We start from the raw sequence: 15,164 nt of genomic DNA on the forward strand, positions 1-15,164 counted from the left end.
CGAAAGGTGTGGCGTGCCCTGCAAGACAGCCCCGAAGGAGGTCGCGTGAGCGACGAAGGTCGCCTGGTCGCCGGCCGCTACCGCGTGGTCCGGCGGATCGGCACCGGTGCCATGGGTGCGGTCTGGCAGGCACATGACGAGGTGCTGGCGCGCACGGTCGCGATCAAGCAGCTGCTGCTGCAGCCCGGGCTCGACCCGCACGAGGCCGAGGACGCCAAGCAGCGCACGATGCGCGAGGGGCGGATCGCGGCCCGGCTGCACCACCCGAACGCCATCACGGTCTTCGACGTCGTCACCGACGACAACGGGCACCCCTGCCTCGTCATGGAGTACCTGCCGTCGACGAGCCTCGCCGAGATGCTGCGTGAGCGGAAGACGCTGCCGCCGGTCGAGGTGGCGCGGATCGGGGCGCAGATCGCGTCGGCGCTCAAGGAGGCCCACGCGGTCGGCATCGTGCACCGCGACATCAAGCCGGGCAACATCCTGCTCGGTGACAACGGCATCGTGAAGATCACCGACTTCGGCATCTCCCGCGCGAAGGACGACGTCACGGTGACCAAGACCGGCATGATCGCCGGTACCCCCGCCTACCTGGCGCCTGAAGTGGCCATCGGTGGCGACCCGGGGCCCGAGTCCGACGTGTTCTCCCTCGGCTCGACCCTGTACGCCGCGTGCGAGGGGCAGCCGCCGTTCGGGCTCAGCGAGAACACCCTGAGCCTGCTGCACGCCGTCGCGGCGGGGCAGATCAACCCGCCGCGGCAGTCCGGTCCGCTGGCGAGCGTGCTCGCCGTCATGCTGCACCCCGATGTGAAGCACCGCCCGACCGCCGAGGAGGCCGAGGAGCTGCTGGCCGCCGTCGGCCGCGGGGAGACCCCGCTCGGCGGCCCCGCCGACGCGACCCAGGTCGCGGGCGCGGTCGGCGCCGCTGCCGCGGGCGCGGCGGTCGGTGCGGCCGCGACCAGGGCGTTCAGCGGCAACCTCGGCCAGACCCGGCAGGACGACTTCTACGACGACTACGAGGACGAGTACGACGAGGACGGGTACGGCGCCACGGCGGCTTACCCGACCGAGGACCAGGACGGCCGCACCCGCGCCGTGCCGGCGGGGTACGCCGGGTACGACGACGAGAAGCCTGCTGCCGAGCAGGACGAGGACGAGCGGCCCGGGAAGTGGAAGGTGCCCGCGGCGATCGGTGCCGTCGTGGTGGCGGGGCTCGTCGCGCTGGGGATCTGGCTGTTCAACGGGCCGAACACCGGCAGCAGCAACATCACCGACAACCAGCCGGTCGTCCCGCCGCCCGCGCAGACGAGCTCCTCGGTGCTGCCCACGGAGTCCTCGGTCCTGCCGTCGAGCGAGGAGAGTTCGGCGTCCCGGCCGGCGCGGAGTTCCACGCCGCGGCGGAGCAGTGCGGTCGAGCAGCCGCAGCAGCCCACGTCGAGCAGCCCCTCGAAGAAGCCGACGACGAGCTCGCCGAGCAAACCCACCTCGAGCGAGGAACCGCCGTCATCCACGCCGTCCTCCTCCAACCCCGATCAGTGAGGTCCAACAAGAAATCCCGGTAGGGTGGTCGGCAAGTTTCCGGCCGTCGGCGCGACGAGAGGTTGTTTTGGGTACTGAGGGCGCAGTGGTCGGCGGCCGGTACCGGTTGGACCAGCCGATCGGCCGTGGCCGTGCCGGGATCGTGTGGCTGGCCTACGACCTGCTGCTGCACCGGACGGTCGCCGCGAAGCGGATGTACATCCAGCCGGGGCTCGACCCGGCACGCGCCGAGCAGGCGATCGGCACGGCGCTGCAGGAGGGCCGCGCCGCGACGCGGGTGCTGCACAACTGCGTGCTCACGGTCTACGACGTCGTCCGCGACGGGTCGGACGCGTGGCTGACGATGGAGTACGTGCCGTCGCGCAACATGGCGGACTTCCTCACCGAGCACGGCACCCTCACCCCGGAGCAGGCGGCGTACCTGGGCAGCCAGCTGGCGTCCGCGTTGGCGGCCGCCCACCGGGCCGGGGTGTTGCACCGCAACCTCGAACCCGGCAACGTGCTGCTCGCCGACGACGGCGGGGTGAAGGTCACCGACATCGGCATCACGGGCAGCGGGCCGAACCCGGCGTTCCGGGCCCCCGAGGTCACGCGTGGCGCGCCGCCGGATCCCGCGGCCGACGTGTTCTCCCTCGGCGCGACGCTGTACCAGGCGGTCGAGGGAGTGCCGCCCTACGGCGAGGACGGCACCGGCCCCCTGCGACAGCCGCAGCGCGCGGGGCAGCTGACCGGTGCGCTGATGAAGCTGCTGCGTGAGGACCCGATGTCCCGGCCCACGCTGGCCGACAGCATCACGTCGTTCCTGGCGATCACCCAGGGCAGGCAGACCGCGTTCATCCCGCCGACCGCGCCCGCGCTGCCGACGGTGCCCGCCGTGTGGCCCGTCCAGCCCCAGCCGCAGCCCGTCGCGGCGAAGCAGCCGCTCATCCAGCTCACGCCCGACCGGATCCGGAAGCTGATCCTCACCGTGCTCGCCGTCCTGTGTGCGGCGGCGATCGGTATCGGGATCACGCAGGTGCTCTTCCTCTAAGCGGCGGCGGGCGCGGCCTGTCGCAACCTGTCCAGCAGGTAGCGGACGACGGGCTGGCTCGCCGAGCGCGTGGCGACCGCGGCGTGGATCGCCCGGACCGGTTCGGGACGGCGGATCCGCTTGATCACCACGCCGGGGTGGGGCGCGCCGAGGCCGAGCACCGGCACCAGGCTGACTCCCAGACCGGCCGCCACGAAACCCTGCGCCGTCTGGTAGTCCTCGCACTCCAGCACGAAGTTCGGCGCGAACCCCGCCGCCCCGCACGCCGCGATCAACGTGTCGCGGCACGGACCCGGCGTGCCTTCGGTGCCGACCCACGGTTCGTCCCGCAGGTCGGTCAGGTCCAGGACACGCTTGCGCACCAAGGGGTGCGTGCGGGGCAGCGCCGCGCGGTACGGGTCGTCGAGCAGATGGACCAGCTCCGCCGTCCGGACCCGCCACTCCCCTCGCCACACCACGATCGCCACGTCCACGTCACCGGACTCGACCTCCGGGATGGACTCGTGGGGTTCGCGCAGCCTGAGGTCCAGCTGGATACCGGGGAACTCCCGCCGGATCTCCGCCACCGCGGGCGGCACGAGCGCCGCGCCGGCGGTCGCGAAGTACCGGATCGCCAGCCGCCCGGTGCGGCCGGCCTTCAGGTTGGCCAGCTCGGCTTCGGCCTTGGCCAGCTGGCCGCTGAGCACCTCGGCGTGCTCGGACAGCAGCGCGCCTGCCGCTGTCGCCCGCACCCCCCGCCCGACGCGTTCCAGCAGCTCCGTGCCCGCTTCGCGTTCGAGGGTCGCGAGTTGCTGGCTGATCGCCGAGGGGGTGTAACCGAGGTTGCGGGCGGCCGCCGTGATCGAACCGCTGGTGACCACGGCCCGCAGGACCTGCAATCGCCGGACGTCGAGCATGCCCCGACCCTACAGAATTCCTGAAAGACGCGTGTAGTTTATTTCGCTTGTCCTTACTGATCACCGGCGGCAACCTGAAGGCCGTGGGCGAGACGAAGACACTGCTGCGGCTGAGCGCGCTGGCGTTGATGTGGGGTTCGAGCTTCCTCTGGATCAAGCTGGGGCTGACGGCGTTCTCGCCGGTCCAGCTCGTGCTGATCCGGATCGTCCTGGGCGCGGCCGTACTCGTGGCGATCTGCTACGCCCAGCGGGACCGGCTGCCGTCGGGACGGCGCCTGTGGGGACACCTCGCGGTCGCGGCCCTGTTCCACAACGCGTTGCCGTTCCTGCTCTTCGCGGTCGGCGAGCGGACGGTCGACTCCGGCATCACCGGGGTCATCAACTCGACCACTCCACTGTGGACGGTCGTGTTCGCGTTCGCGTTCGGCGTCGACCGCACCCTCGGCGGACCGCGCCTGGCCGGGCTGCTGGTCGGCCTGCTGGGTGTCGTCGTGATCTTCGCGCCCTGGCACGCGAACGGGCTGCTCAGCTGGGGCGCGCTCGCGTGTGTCGCGGCGTCGCTGAGCTACGGCTTCGTCAACGGCTACGAGAGCCGGTTCCTGTCCGCCACCGGTGCCTCGCCGGTGGCGCTCGCCGGAGCCCAGATGCTCGCGGCGAGCGGGTACCTCGTGTTCATGCTGCCCGCGGGCGGCGCGGAGCCGGTGCACCTGAACGCGGTCGCGGTCGCGGCGGTCCTCGTGCTGGGCGTGCTGTCCACCGGTATCGCGTTCGCGCTGAACTACCGGCTGCTCGCGGCCGAGGGGCCGGTGGCGGTGTCGATGGTCAGCTACCTGATGCCCGTGGTCTCCGTGCTGCTGGGCACGGTGTTCCTGCACGAGGCGCTGAACCTCCGCGTGCTCGGCGGGATGGTCGTGGTGCTCGCCGGGGTGGCGCTGACCAGGGTCAGACGAGCCGGCGGTCCGAAGCCCAGCGCGACAGCTCGTACCGGTTCGACAGCTGCGTCTTCCGCAGCACGCTCGACACGTGTGTCTCAACCGTCTTGACGGAGATGAACAGCTCCGACGCGATCTCCTTGTAGGCGTACCCCCGCGCGAGCAGCCGCAGCACGTCCCGCTCGCGCGGGGTGAGCAGGTCCAGCTCGGGGTCGTTGATCGGCGCCGAACCGGGCCGGTCGGCGAACGCGTCGAGCACGAACCCCGCCAGCCGCGGCGAGAACACCGCGTCCCCGTCGGCGACGCGCGTGATGGCTCGGACCAGTTCCTTCGACGAAATCGTCTTGGTGACGTAACCGCGGGCCCCGGCGCGGATGACCGCGATGACGTCCTCGGCGGCGTCGGACACCGACAGTGCGAGGAACACGACGTCCGGCAGCTCGGGCCGGACCCGCCGCAGCACCTCCGCGCCGCCACCGTCCGGCATGTGCACGTCGAGGAGCACCACCTGCGGCTTCGTCCGCGCGATGCCGGCGACGGCGTCCGCCACGGAACCCGCCTCGCCGACCACCCGCACCTCGTCGGTGATCGAGTCCAGCTCCGTGCGCACCCCGGCGCGGAACAACGCGTGGTCGTCCACCAGGAAGACCGTCACCGGTGTCTCACTCATGAGGCCGCACTCCCCGTCTTGATCGGCATCTCCAGCTGCACTTCCGTCCCGTCCCCCGGCGCGGTGCGCAGCCGGACCGTTCCGCCGTTGCGCTCCATCCTGCCCCTGATGGAATCCGCGAGGCCATGCCGGTCCTCCGACACGGCCTCCGGGTCGAAGCCCTTGCCGCGGTCGCGGACGAACACCGTCGCCGTCGTGGGCTCGACCTCGGCGTACACGCTGACCTCCTCGACGCCCGCGTGCTTCGCCGCGTTGACGATGGCCTCCCTGGCCGCCTGCACGAGCGCCGTGAGCGAGTCGTCGAGCTGCGCGTCGCCCACCACGACCTGGGACACCGAGATCGCGAACGCGTCCTCGACCTCCCCGCAGGCCGCGGCGATGGCCGCCGACAGCATGCCGCCCTCGGCGATCTCCTTCTTCGCGCCGTAGCCCGAGGGCCCGTACAGCCAGCCACGCAGCTCGCGCTCCTGCCCGCGCGCCAGCCGCGCGACCTCCTTCGGCGCGTCCGCCTGCTTCTGGATCAACGCGAGCGTCTGCAGCACCGAGTCGTGCAGGTGGGCGGCGATCTCGGCGCGTTCCTCCGTGCGGATGCGGGCCCGGCGTTCCTCACCGAGGTCGCGCACCATGCGCAGCCAGAACGGCACGGTCAGCACCGCGACCCCGACCAGCGTCGCCACCACCGCGATCAGCGCGAACTGCACCTGGTCGAAGCTGCCGCTGCGGAGCACCATCACGCCGATACCGGTGATCACCAGCGCGACCCCGGCGAGGATCCGCACCAGCGCCGACCAGCCACCGCCGCCGAGCACCACCCCGGCGACGCCCGAGCGGGCACCGGCGCGCCACCGCCGGCGTTGCGACTCGTCCGCCTCGCGCCACACCACGGCGGCACCGACGAGGGTCACGGCCAGCGGCACGGCCACCCAGCCGCTGATCGCGCCCGTGAAGGTGCTGCCGCCGACCGCCAGCCCGATGCCCAGCACCAGCAGCCCGATGGCCTGCTGGCGTTCCTTCGGCGAGCTGGGCTCGGACGCGTCCTCCCCCGACCGCTGGGGTACGAACACCCACAGCAGCCCGTACGCGAGCAACCCGGCGCCGCCGAACGCCGCGAGCACGGCGAACACCGCACGCACCCACAGCACCCGGACGCCGAGGTGGTCGGCCAGCCCGGCGGCGACACCGGCGACCGCGCGGCCCGCCCGGTGCCGGTACAGCTTCGGCGGCCCCTCCGGCTCCGCGAGCGCACTCGCGGGCACTCGCGTCACGGCCGTCTCGCGGGCCTTCTCCTGCACGTCTTCCATGGTTTCCCCATGGTCACACGGCAGCAAGTCCGATTCATCAGGGAAAGTCCCTGAGCGTGGATCTCAGGGACGTTCCCGGATGTGCGGGCGGCGGCCGCGGCGGATGCTCGTTGGCATGAGTGGCGGGACAGACCAGAACAAGGTCCACGGCCTGAGCGGGTTCGAAGACACCGTGAAGGACTTCTGGACCAGCAGGCCCCAGCGGCCGTTGCGCGGTCGCAAGGTGGCGGGAGTGGCCGCCGCGATCGGCAACCGCTACAACCTCGATCCGGTGGTCGTGCGGGTGGCGTTCGTCGCGGCGAGTGTGTTCGGCGGCATCGGCCTGGCGTTGTACCTGCTGGGGTGGCTGCTGTTCCCCGGGGAGGGCGACCAGGTCTCGCCGTTCGAGGCGCTGCTCGGGCGGGGCCGCAGCGCGACGTCGAAGGCGTTCACGATCGTGCTGGTCATCGCGTTCTTCCCGGTCGTGAGCTGGGCGTTCTCCGGCAGCTGGGGCTGGTTCGAGGGCGGCGGCATCATCGGCCTCGCCCTGCTGGTCACCGCGCTCTACCTGCTGCACCGAAGCCGCGGCCACGAGAACCGGCCGGTCGCACCCGCGGAGGAGACCATGACGTACCCGATGTCCACGCCGTCACCGGCGACGTCCACCACGGACCCGCTCGGCGCGGCCCCGCTCGCGTGGGACCTGCCGGAGCCGGCGCCCGCCTACACCCCGCCACCACCGGCACCGCCCGCGCCGAAGCGGCCGCGGTCCAAGGTCGGTATCGCGACCTTCGGGGTGGCGCTGCTGGTCGCCGGTGCGGGCGCGGCGGCCGCGGCGGCGGGCATCGACTGGTTCTCGGCGCCGCACATCATCGGCCTGGTGCTGGGTGTGCTCGGGATCGGCCTGGTGAGCGGGGCGTTCGCCAGGGGCGGCCGCGGGCTCATCGCGCTCGCGGTGCCGCTGTCCATCGCCGGGGTGGTGCTGACGTCGGTGCCGGTGGCGGACTACTCGGGCGGCTTCGGCAACGTCGACGCCGCGCCCAGGACCGCGGCCGAGGTGCTGCCCCGGTACGAGCAAACCGCCGGTGACCTGCGGCTCGACCTGACCGCGCTGCCCGCGGACACGCCGGTGACCACCGAGGTCCGCCTCGGCGCCGGGCAGAGCACGATCCTCGTGCCGGAGACCGCCGACGTGCAGTTCGAGTGCGAGAGCTCCGCCGGGAACGTCGACTGCCTCGGCCGCCACAGCGACGGGCTCGGGCGTCCCGCCATCATCGGGCAGGACCTGGGCACCGACGGCACCGGCGGGCTGCAGCTGGACCTGAAGGTTTCGCAGGGAGCGGGAAACATCGAGGTGCGCCGTGGCTGAGTACGACGAGACGACGACGGAACAGCGTCCCCGGCGGCGCGGGGTGGACGTGTTCACCCTGCTGATCGGGCTCGCGACCCTGGTGGCTTCGGCCTACACGCTGACCGACGGCGCGACCTGGCTGCCGGCGTTCGACCTGCGGTGGGTCCTGGCGGGCGGGGCGATCCTGTTCGGGGTGCTGATGCTGGGCGCGTCCCTGCGCGGGGGTCGCAGGGACTGACGGGGAGAGGGGAAAAGGGCCGGTCCGCGGGGGACCGGCCCTTTTCTCATTCCCACTCGATGGTGCCCGGGGGCTTGCTCGTCACGTCGAGGACGACGCGGTTGACCTCCGCCACCTCGTTCGTGATGCGCGTCGAGATCCGCTCCAGCACGTCGTAGGGCAGGCGGGTCCAGTCCGCGGTCATGGCGTCCTCGCTGGACACCGGGCGCAGCACCACGGGGTGCCCGTAGGTCCGTCCGTCACCCTGGACGCCGACCGAGCGCACGTCCGCGAGCAGCACCACCGGGCACTGCCAGATGTCGCGGTCCAGCCCGGCCGCGGTCAGCTCCTCGCGGGCGATGGCGTCCGCCGCGCGCAGCGTCGCCAGCCGGTCGGCCGTCACCTCGCCGATGATGCGGATGCCCAGCCCCGGCCCCGGGAACGGCTGCCGGTGCACGATCGTCTCCGGCAGGCCCAGCTCCAGCCCGACCCGGCGCACCTCGTCCTTGAACAGCAGCCGCAGCGGCTCGACCAGCTCGAACTGCAGGTCCTCCGGCAGGCCGCCGACGTTGTGGTGGCTCTTGATGTTGGAAGCACCCGCGCCGCCGCCGGACTCGACGACGTCCGGGTACAGCGTGCCCTGCACCAGGAACCGGTAGTCCCCCTCGGCCTTGAGGTCGCGCTCGGCCTGCTCGAACACGCGGATGAACTCGCGGCCGATGATCTTGCGCTTCTGCTCGGGGTCGGTCACCCCGGCCAGCGCGTCCAGGAACCGCTCCCGCGCGTCGACGGTCACCAGGTTGACGCCCGTGGCGGCGACAAAGTCCCGCTCCACCTGCGCCCGCTCGCCCGCCCGCAGCAGGCCGTGGTCGACGAACACGCACGTGAGCCGGTCGCCGATCGCGCGCTGCACGAGCGCCGCGGCGACCGCGGAGTCGACCCCGCCGGACAGGCCGCAGATCGCCCGGCCGTCACCGATCTGCTCGCGGATCTTCGTGATCTGCTCGTCCACGATGGACGCGGTCGTCCACTCAGGACGGATGCCCGCGATGTCGCGCAGGAACCGGCGCAGCACCTCCTGGCCGTGCGGCGAGTGCAGCACCTCGGGGTGGTACTGGACCCCGGCGTAGCGCTCCTCCGGGTTCTCGAACGCCGCGACGGGCGTGCGGTCGGAGGAGGCGGTGACCGCCGCCCCGGGCGGCGCCTTCGTGACGCTGTCGCCGTGGCTCATCCACACCTGGTGCCGGGCGGGCAGCTCGCGGTGCAGCACGCCGCCGTCGGCGTCCACCTTGACCTCGGTGCGGCCGTACTCGCGGGACCCGGTGGCCTCGACCGTGCCGCCGAGCGCCTGCGCGAGCACCTGGAAGCCGTAGCAGATGCCGAAGATCGGCACGCCCTGCTTGGCCAGCTCGGGGTCCATGCCGGGCGCGTCGGGCGAGTACGCGCTCGCCGGGCCGCCGGACAGGATGATCGCGGCGGGATCCTTCGCCATGATCTCCTCGACGCCGGCCGTGTGCGGCACGACCTCGGAGTAGACCTGGGCCTCGCGGACCCGCCGCGCGATCAGCTGCGCGTACTGCGCGCCGAAGTCGACGACGATGACCGGACCGCTCGGAGTGGGCACCCGGAACCTCCTCGGGGCGAAAAGTCGGTAACCCCATCGTCCCAGGTGAGCTACGCCACGACGCCCCCGGCCCCGCCCCGGGCCCCCGGGCTTACCTTGGACGCATGGACACCATCACGCCGGAGCCCCGGCCCGCCTGGATCGCGGGCCGCGCCGAGCAGGGCAGCGGCACGCTCGAGGTCACGCACCCGTTCGACGGCAGCGAGGTCGCCACCGTCGCCGTGCCGGGGCCGGACCAGGTGGAGCGCGCGGTCGCCGCGGCGGCCGCCGTCGCCCCCGCGTTCCGCCGCTCCCCCGCCCACGTCCGGGCCGCCGCGCTCGACCACGTCTCGCGGGGGCTCGCGGCTCGTGCCGAGGAGCTGGCCGAGGTCATCACCGCGGAGAACGGCAAGCCGTTCAAGTGGGCCGAGGTCGAGGTGAAGCGCGCGATCTCCGTGTTCCGTCTGGCCGCCGAAGAGGCGCGGCGGTTCACCGGCGACGTCCAGCGGCTCGACACCGACGCGGGCGGCGAAGGACGGCTCGCGCTCGTGCGCCGGGTCCCCCGTGGCCCGGTGCTGGGCATCGCGCCGTTCAACTTCCCGCTGAACCTGGTCGCGCACAAGGTCGCGCCGTCGCTCGCGGTCGGCGCGCCGATCATCGTCAAGCCCGCGCCGCGCACGCCGTTGTCCTCGCTCATCCTGGGTGAGCTGCTCGCCGAGACGGACCTGCCGGAGGGCGTGTTCTCGGTGCTGCCGCTGGGCAACGAGGACACCGCGAAGCTGGTCGCGGACCCGCGGTTGCCGGTGGTCTCGTTCACCGGCTCCGGCCCCGTCGGCTGGTCGCTCGCGGAGGCCGCGCCCCGCAAGCACGTCGTGCTGGAGCTGGGCGGCAACGCCGCGGCCGTGGTGCTCGCCGACTGGCCGGACCTGCCGGGCGCGGCGGCGAGGATCGCGACGTTCGGCAACTACCAGGCCGGGCAGTCGTGCATCGCGGTGCAGCGGGTGATCGTGGAGCGCGCGGTGGCCGACGAGTTCGTCCCGGCACTGCTCGACGCCGTGCGCGGGCTCAAGACCGGCGACCCGTACGACGCGACGGTCGATGTGGGCCCGGTGGTGGACGAGGCCGCGGCGGAACGCATCGTCGCGTGGGTCGACGAAGCCGTCGCGGGTGGCGCGAAGGTGCTCACCGGCGGTTCCCGCAAGGGCGCGACGGTGGAGCCGACCGTGCTCACCGATGTCCCCGCGAACGCGAAGGCGTGGGCGGAGGAGATCTTCGGCCCGGTGCTGGCCGTGTCCGTTGTGGACAGTGCGGACGAGGCCTTCGCGGCGGTGAACGCCTCCGCCTACGGGCTGCAGGCCGGCGTGTTCACCCGCGACGTCCAGCTGGCCTTCCGCGCGTCGGCCGAGCTGGAGGTCGGCGGCGTGATCGTCGGCGACGTGCCGTCGTACCGGGCGGACCAGATGCCGTACGGCGGGGTGAAGGGCTCCGGAGTCGGCCGAGAAGGCGTGCTCGCCGCGATGCACGACCTCACCGAGGAGCGCGTCACGGTGTTCACCGGCATCGAGCTCTAAGCCCTGTTCAGGTAGGCGAGTACGGCGAGAACGCGGCGGTTTCCGTTGTCGTCGTCGGTGAGGCCGAGCTTGCCGAACAGCGAGGTCGTGTACTTGCTGACGGCGCTTTCGGAGAGGAAGAGCCTGCGGCTGATGGCCTGGTTGGACAGGCCCTCGGCCATCAGGCTCAGCACGGAGTGCTCGCGTTCGGTGAGCCGTTCGAGCCGCCGGTTCGACGGCCCGCCGGCGAGCAGCCTGCCGATGACGGCGGGATCCATCGCGGTCCCGCCACCGGCGACCCGCTCGAGCGCGTCGATGAACTGGTCGGCCTCGAACACGCTCTCCTTGAGGAAGTAGCCGACGCCACCGGACCCGTCGGCGAGGAGTTCGCGGGCGTACAGCTGCTCGACGTGCTGCGACAGGACCAGGACCGGCAGCCCCGGCACCTCCCGGCGTGCCGCGAGCGCCGCCCGCAACCCCTCGTCCGTCTGCGACGGCGGCATCCGGACGTCCACAATGGACACATCAGGCCGCCACTCCAGCAGCGCGTCGAGCGTTTCCGGTCCCGTGCTCGCCGTCGCGACCACCTCGTGCCCGTACGCCTCGACGAGCCGCACCATGCCGTGACGCAGCAGGTAGAGGTCCTCGGCGATCACGATGCGCATGGCACCATCATCCTCACCAGCGTCGGACCGCCCGCCGGACTGGTGATCTCGAGCGTGCCGCCGAACACGGCGAGTCGCCGCCGCAGCCCGGCGAGCCCGCCGCCAGCCTCCACGCCGGCCCCGCCCCGGCCGTTGTCCTCGACCTCGACCACGATGCCGTTGTCGTCCCCGCTGAGGGAGATCCGCGCCCGGTCCGCCTTGGCGTGCTTGACCGCGTTCGTCATCAGCTCGGCGACGCCGAAGTAGAGGGCGGACTCGATCGGCGGGTCGAGGCGCGGCGGGACGTCGGCCGTCACGGCCGTTTCGAGGGGGCTGTCCAACGCCAGCGCACGCACGGCGTCGGCCAGTCCCCGCTCGGTCAGCACCGGCGGGCTGATACCCCTCACCAGCTCCCGCAGCTCGCTCAACGAGGTCGCGGCGCCTGCTCGCGCGTCCCGCAGGAGCGCCTTGGCCTGCCCCGGATCCGTCTCCATCAGCTTCTCCGCGGTGGCCAGCGACAACCCGAGCGCGACCAGCCGCGCCTGCGCCCCATCGTGCAGATCCCGTTCGATGCGCCGGATCTCCGCCGCCTGCGCCACGGTCGTGTCCGCGTGCCGCGCGGTCAGCTCGTCGACCCGCATCGCGGGTGACGGGCGGAGGAAGCGCACGGCGACGGGCTCGGCGAGCCGCCAGGCGTAGGGCGCGGACGCGACGGCGGCGACGACGCCCGCGATGGTCACGAACCAGCCGGACCCGAGCACCGCCACCACGACCCCCGCCACCGGCACGGCCGCGACCAGCCCGGCCGTGAGCGGTGCGATGACGGTGAACCGCACGTCCCGCCACGTCGCCGGGTCGGTCCACCGCAGCCGCAGCTCCTGGTCCTCCCTCGCCTCCTTGCTGGTGCGCGAGTAGGACGCCCCGTTCCACCAGTACCCGGTGGACAACCGCACCACCGGAGGCGCCTCCCGGTACCCGCCGGGGACGACCGTGCCCGTCCACCGCGCGACGAGCGCGCGGAACATCCGGCAAACCGGGCGGGACAAGGCGAACGTCGCGACGCAGGCCAGCACGAACGGCGCGATCCACGACCACGGGTTCCCGCCCCACCACAGCCACACGGCCACGGCGGCCGCCCACACGGCGGGCACCAGCATGCTCACCACCAGCACGGCACCCGCTCGCAGGAACCCGGCGCAGGCGTTCACCAACCACTTCCGCATGTCTCCACTGTGCGGCACCCCCGAGCCGGAACCCAGCGGATCGGCGCGGAAGTGGGCCCAGCCCCACCCCACCGTAGGTCCAGACCCATATCGGGGTGGCCGAGTGCTTCCTAGCGTCGACGCCATGGAAAACGTGAAGAAGTTCGTCGCCGTCTACGGCGCGTTCGCCGTCGCCGTGCTCGTGGTGGTCGTCGTCCTCTCGGTCATGGGCCACCAGGCGAGTTCGTTCGAGTGGGGCCGGACCATCGGGATGGTCGCGAGCGCCGCGGTCACGTACTGGCTGACCGTCCTCGCCGGCCGGGGAGCGCGCTGGGCCTACGTGCGGGTGCGGATCATCGTGGTCGTCGTGCCGATCGCGGTCATCGCCCTCGACGCCGTCCCCGGCGCCCTGCCACTGTGGTTCGCCGCGACGCAGATCGCGGGCGCGCTCGCCCTCGTCCCGGCCGCGTTCCTCGTCCGCCGCGCGGCGTCCCGGGCCTAGCCCACCAGCGGCAACCGCAACGCGGCGGGCGCTTCCGCCGGGACGGCGGGGTTCTTCGGCGCGACCCGCTCCAGCCGGCGGTAGCCCTCCTCCTGCGGCGGGCGCGGGTCGGCCTCGCCCTTGTTGGGCCAGAACGAAAACGCCCGCTCCGCCTGGGCGGCGATCGTCAGCGACGGGTTCACGCCGAGGTTCGCCGTGATCGCCGTACCGTCCACGATGGACAGTGTCGGGTACGAGAACACCCGGTGGTACGGGTCGATCACGCCGTCCCCGGGGTCGGTGCCGATCGGCGCGCCGCCGATGAAGTGCGCGGTCAGCGGAATGTCGAAGATCTCGCCCCACGTCCCGCCCGCGACGCCGCCGATGTGCTCCGCCGTGCGCAGGTTCGCCTCGTGCCCGGCGGGGATGAACGACGGGTTCGGCTCGCCGTGGCCCTGCTTCGAGGTGTACTTCCGCCGCCCGAACAGCCCGCGCTTGGTGAACGTCGTGATCGAGTTGTCCAGGCTCTGCATCACCAGCAGGATCACGGTCCGCTCGCTCCACCGGTAGCCGTTGAGCAGCCGCAGCGACTGGACCGGGTTCCGCACGATGGTCTTGATCGCCTGCAGCCACCGCGGCGTCGGGAGCGAGCCGTCCGTCGCGATCGTCTGCAGCAGGCTCATCGCGTTGCTGCCCTTGCCGTAGCGCACCGGCTCGATGTGGGTGTTCTCGTCGGGGTGGATCGACGACGTGATCGCCACCCCGCGGCTGAAGTCCTGCTCGGGGTCGACGGTCAGCCGCCCGGCGCCGATGATCGCCTCGGAGTTCGTGCGCGTCAGCTCGCCGAAGCGGGGCGAGAGCTTCGGCAGCACACCCTCGTCCCGCATGCGGTGCAGCAGCTGCTGCGTGCCCCACGTGCCCGCGGCGAGCACGACCTGGCCGGCGGTGAGGCTGTGCCGGAACCGGCGCGACTTCGTGCCGGTCTTGTGGATGTCGACGACCCACGACCCGTCCGCCTGCGGCCGGATCGCGTCCACGGTGGTCAGCGGGATGACCTTCGCCCCGCCCTGCTCGGCGAGGTACAGGTAGTTCTTGACCAGCGTGTTCTTCGCGCCCACGCGGCAACCGGTCATGCACGAGCCGCATTCGGTGCAGCCCGTGCGGGCCGGGCCGGCACCGCCGAAGTACGGGTCCGCTGCCCGCTCCCCCGGCTTGCCGAAGTACACCCCGACGGGAGTCGGGTGGAACGAGTCCTCGACCCCCATGTCGCGCGCGACCTTGCGCATCACCTCGTCGGAGGGGGTGACGGTGGGGTTCGTGACCACCCCGAGCATCCGGCTGGCCTGGTCGTAGTGCGGCGCGAGCTCGCTCTCCCAGTCGGTGATGTGCGCCCACTGCCGGTCCCGGTAGAACGGCTTGAGCGGCCGGTACAGCGTGTTCGCGTAGACCAGCGAACCGCCGCCGACCCCGGCTCCGGCGAGCACCATGACGTCGTTGAGCAGGTGGATGCGCTGGATGCCGAAACAGCCCAGCGCCGGCGCCCACAGGTACCGCTTGAGGTCCCAGGACGTCTTGGCGAACTCGTCGTCGGCGAAACGGCGGCCCGCCTCGACGACGGCCACCCGGTAGCCCTTCTCGGTGAGCCGGAGGGCCGCGACGCTGCCGCCGAAGCCCGACCCGACCACGATCACGTCATAGTCAGCTGCACTGCTGTTACCCGCGGTCACACATAAAACTGTAACGCCGGGCCGCGTTCCTGACCAGGAGTA

General features: G+C 72.3%; 14 protein-coding genes. 7 read left to right on the forward strand and 7 right to left on the reverse strand.

Features of this window, described 5'->3' with window-relative positions; genetic code table 11:
- Positions 1-45 precede the first annotated feature (45 nt).
- Positions 46-1,539 carry a serine/threonine-protein kinase gene (locus tag ABFX51_RS25085; protein ID WP_091504950.1) on the forward strand — a complete coding sequence of 498 codons (1,494 nt, stop codon included), beginning with the start codon at positions 46-48 and terminating at the stop codon, positions 1,537-1,539.
- A gap of 67 nt (positions 1,540-1,606) precedes the next feature.
- Positions 1,607-2,569, forward strand: a complete 963-nt coding sequence (locus ABFX51_RS25090; RefSeq protein WP_346055086.1) for a serine/threonine-protein kinase — start codon at positions 1,607-1,609, stop codon at positions 2,567-2,569.
- Here ABFX51_RS25090 and ABFX51_RS25095 read toward each other — a convergent pair.
- The gene (locus ABFX51_RS25095) at positions 2,566-3,465 is read right to left on the reverse strand and encodes a LysR family transcriptional regulator (RefSeq protein ID WP_091504952.1); all 900 of its coding nucleotides are present in this window, start codon (positions 3,463-3,465) and stop codon (positions 2,566-2,568) included. The genes ABFX51_RS25090 and ABFX51_RS25095 overlap by 4 nt on opposite strands.
- 83 nt (positions 3,466-3,548) lie before the next feature.
- Between ABFX51_RS25095 and ABFX51_RS25100 the strand changes: the two genes are divergently transcribed.
- Positions 3,549-4,508 (forward strand): DMT family transporter, encoded by a 960-nt coding sequence (locus ABFX51_RS25100; RefSeq protein WP_091505201.1) that lies wholly within the window; start codon positions 3,549-3,551, stop codon positions 4,506-4,508.
- Here the strand turns inward: ABFX51_RS25100 and ABFX51_RS25105 are convergent.
- Both ABFX51_RS25105 and ABFX51_RS25110 read right to left on the reverse strand, forming a co-directional pair.
- On the reverse strand, positions 4,408-5,067 hold the full coding sequence (locus tag ABFX51_RS25105; RefSeq protein WP_346055087.1) for a response regulator: 660 nt from the start codon (positions 5,065-5,067) through the stop codon (positions 4,408-4,410). The two genes, ABFX51_RS25100 and ABFX51_RS25105, sit on opposite strands and share 101 nt — an antisense overlap.
- A complete protein-coding gene (locus ABFX51_RS25110) occupies positions 5,064-6,368 on the reverse strand; it encodes an ATP-binding protein (RefSeq protein WP_091504954.1) in 1,305 nt (434 codons plus the stop codon). The genes ABFX51_RS25105 and ABFX51_RS25110 overlap by 4 nt, the downstream gene beginning before the upstream one ends.
- Positions 6,369-6,483: 115 nt before the next feature.
- On the opposite strand from ABFX51_RS25110, the gene ABFX51_RS25115 reads away from it, so the two are divergent.
- Positions 6,484-7,716, forward strand: coding sequence for a PspC domain-containing protein (locus tag ABFX51_RS25115; protein ID WP_346055088.1), 1,233 nt, complete (start codon positions 6,484-6,486; stop codon positions 7,714-7,716).
- Positions 7,709-7,936, forward strand: a complete 228-nt coding sequence (locus ABFX51_RS25120; protein WP_346055089.1) for a hypothetical protein — start codon at positions 7,709-7,711, stop codon at positions 7,934-7,936. Before ABFX51_RS25115 ends, ABFX51_RS25120 begins: the two co-directional genes overlap by 8 nt.
- A 46-nt stretch (positions 7,937-7,982) precedes the next feature.
- On the opposite strand, the gene guaA is transcribed toward ABFX51_RS25120, so the two are convergent.
- Complete coding sequence (gene guaA, locus ABFX51_RS25125) at positions 7,983-9,539, reverse strand: glutamine-hydrolyzing GMP synthase (RefSeq protein ID WP_091504956.1); 1,557 nt, start codon at positions 9,537-9,539, stop codon at positions 7,983-7,985.
- Positions 9,540-9,643: 104 nt separating this feature from the next.
- On the opposite strand from guaA, the gene ABFX51_RS25130 reads away from it, so the two are divergent.
- Complete coding sequence (locus ABFX51_RS25130; RefSeq protein ID WP_346055090.1) at positions 9,644-11,089, forward strand: aldehyde dehydrogenase family protein; 1,446 nt, start codon at positions 9,644-9,646, stop codon at positions 11,087-11,089.
- Here ABFX51_RS25130 and ABFX51_RS25135 read toward each other — a convergent pair.
- Both ABFX51_RS25135 and ABFX51_RS25140 read right to left on the reverse strand, forming a co-directional pair.
- Positions 11,086-11,733 (reverse strand): response regulator transcription factor, encoded by a 648-nt coding sequence (locus ABFX51_RS25135; RefSeq protein ID WP_346055091.1) that lies wholly within the window; start codon positions 11,731-11,733, stop codon positions 11,086-11,088. The genes ABFX51_RS25130 and ABFX51_RS25135 overlap by 4 nt on opposite strands.
- Positions 11,721-12,935, reverse strand: a complete 1,215-nt coding sequence (locus ABFX51_RS25140) for a sensor histidine kinase (RefSeq protein WP_346055092.1) — start codon at positions 12,933-12,935, stop codon at positions 11,721-11,723. The genes ABFX51_RS25135 and ABFX51_RS25140 overlap by 13 nt, the downstream gene beginning before the upstream one ends.
- Positions 12,936-13,059: 124 nt before the next feature.
- Here ABFX51_RS25140 and ABFX51_RS25145 point away from each other — a divergent pair, with 124 nt between their 5' ends.
- The gene (locus ABFX51_RS25145) at positions 13,060-13,416 is read left to right on the forward strand and encodes a hypothetical protein (RefSeq protein WP_346055093.1); all 357 of its coding nucleotides are present in this window, start codon (positions 13,060-13,062) and stop codon (positions 13,414-13,416) included.
- Here the strand turns inward: ABFX51_RS25145 and ABFX51_RS25150 are convergent.
- Positions 13,413-15,122, reverse strand: a complete 1,710-nt coding sequence (locus ABFX51_RS25150) for an FAD-dependent oxidoreductase (RefSeq protein ID WP_346055094.1) — start codon at positions 15,120-15,122, stop codon at positions 13,413-13,415. The two genes, ABFX51_RS25145 and ABFX51_RS25150, sit on opposite strands and share 4 nt — an antisense overlap.
- Positions 15,123-15,164: the final 42 nt, after the last annotated feature.

The organism is Amycolatopsis dongchuanensis, from assembly GCF_039542405.1.
GTDB lineage: Bacteria > Actinomycetota > Actinomycetes > Mycobacteriales > Pseudonocardiaceae > Amycolatopsis_E > Amycolatopsis_E sacchari.

Coding starts and splice junctions, on each gene's coding strand:
- ABFX51_RS25095 (WP_091504952.1), bottom strand. CDS start 3,465: ATGCTCGACGTCCGGCGATTGCAGGTCCTGCGGGCCGTGGTCACCAGC.
- ABFX51_RS25105 (WP_346055087.1), bottom strand. CDS start 5,067: ATGAGTGAGACACCGGTGACGGTCTTCCTGGTGGACGACCACGCGTTG.
- ABFX51_RS25110 (WP_091504954.1), bottom strand. CDS start 6,368: ATGGAAGACGTGCAGGAGAAGGCCCGCGAGACGGCCGTGACGCGAGTG.
- ABFX51_RS25115 (WP_346055088.1), top strand. CDS start 6,484: ATGAGTGGCGGGACAGACCAGAACAAGGTCCACGGCCTGAGCGGGTTC.
- ABFX51_RS25130 (WP_346055090.1), top strand. CDS start 9,644: ATGGACACCATCACGCCGGAGCCCCGGCCCGCCTGGATCGCGGGCCGC.
- ABFX51_RS25135 (WP_346055091.1), bottom strand. CDS start 11,733: ATGCGCATCGTGATCGCCGAGGACCTCTACCTGCTGCGTCACGGCATG.
- ABFX51_RS25140 (WP_346055092.1), bottom strand. CDS start 12,935: ATGCGGAAGTGGTTGGTGAACGCCTGCGCCGGGTTCCTGCGAGCGGGT.
- ABFX51_RS25145 (WP_346055093.1), top strand. CDS start 13,060: ATGGAAAACGTGAAGAAGTTCGTCGCCGTCTACGGCGCGTTCGCCGTC.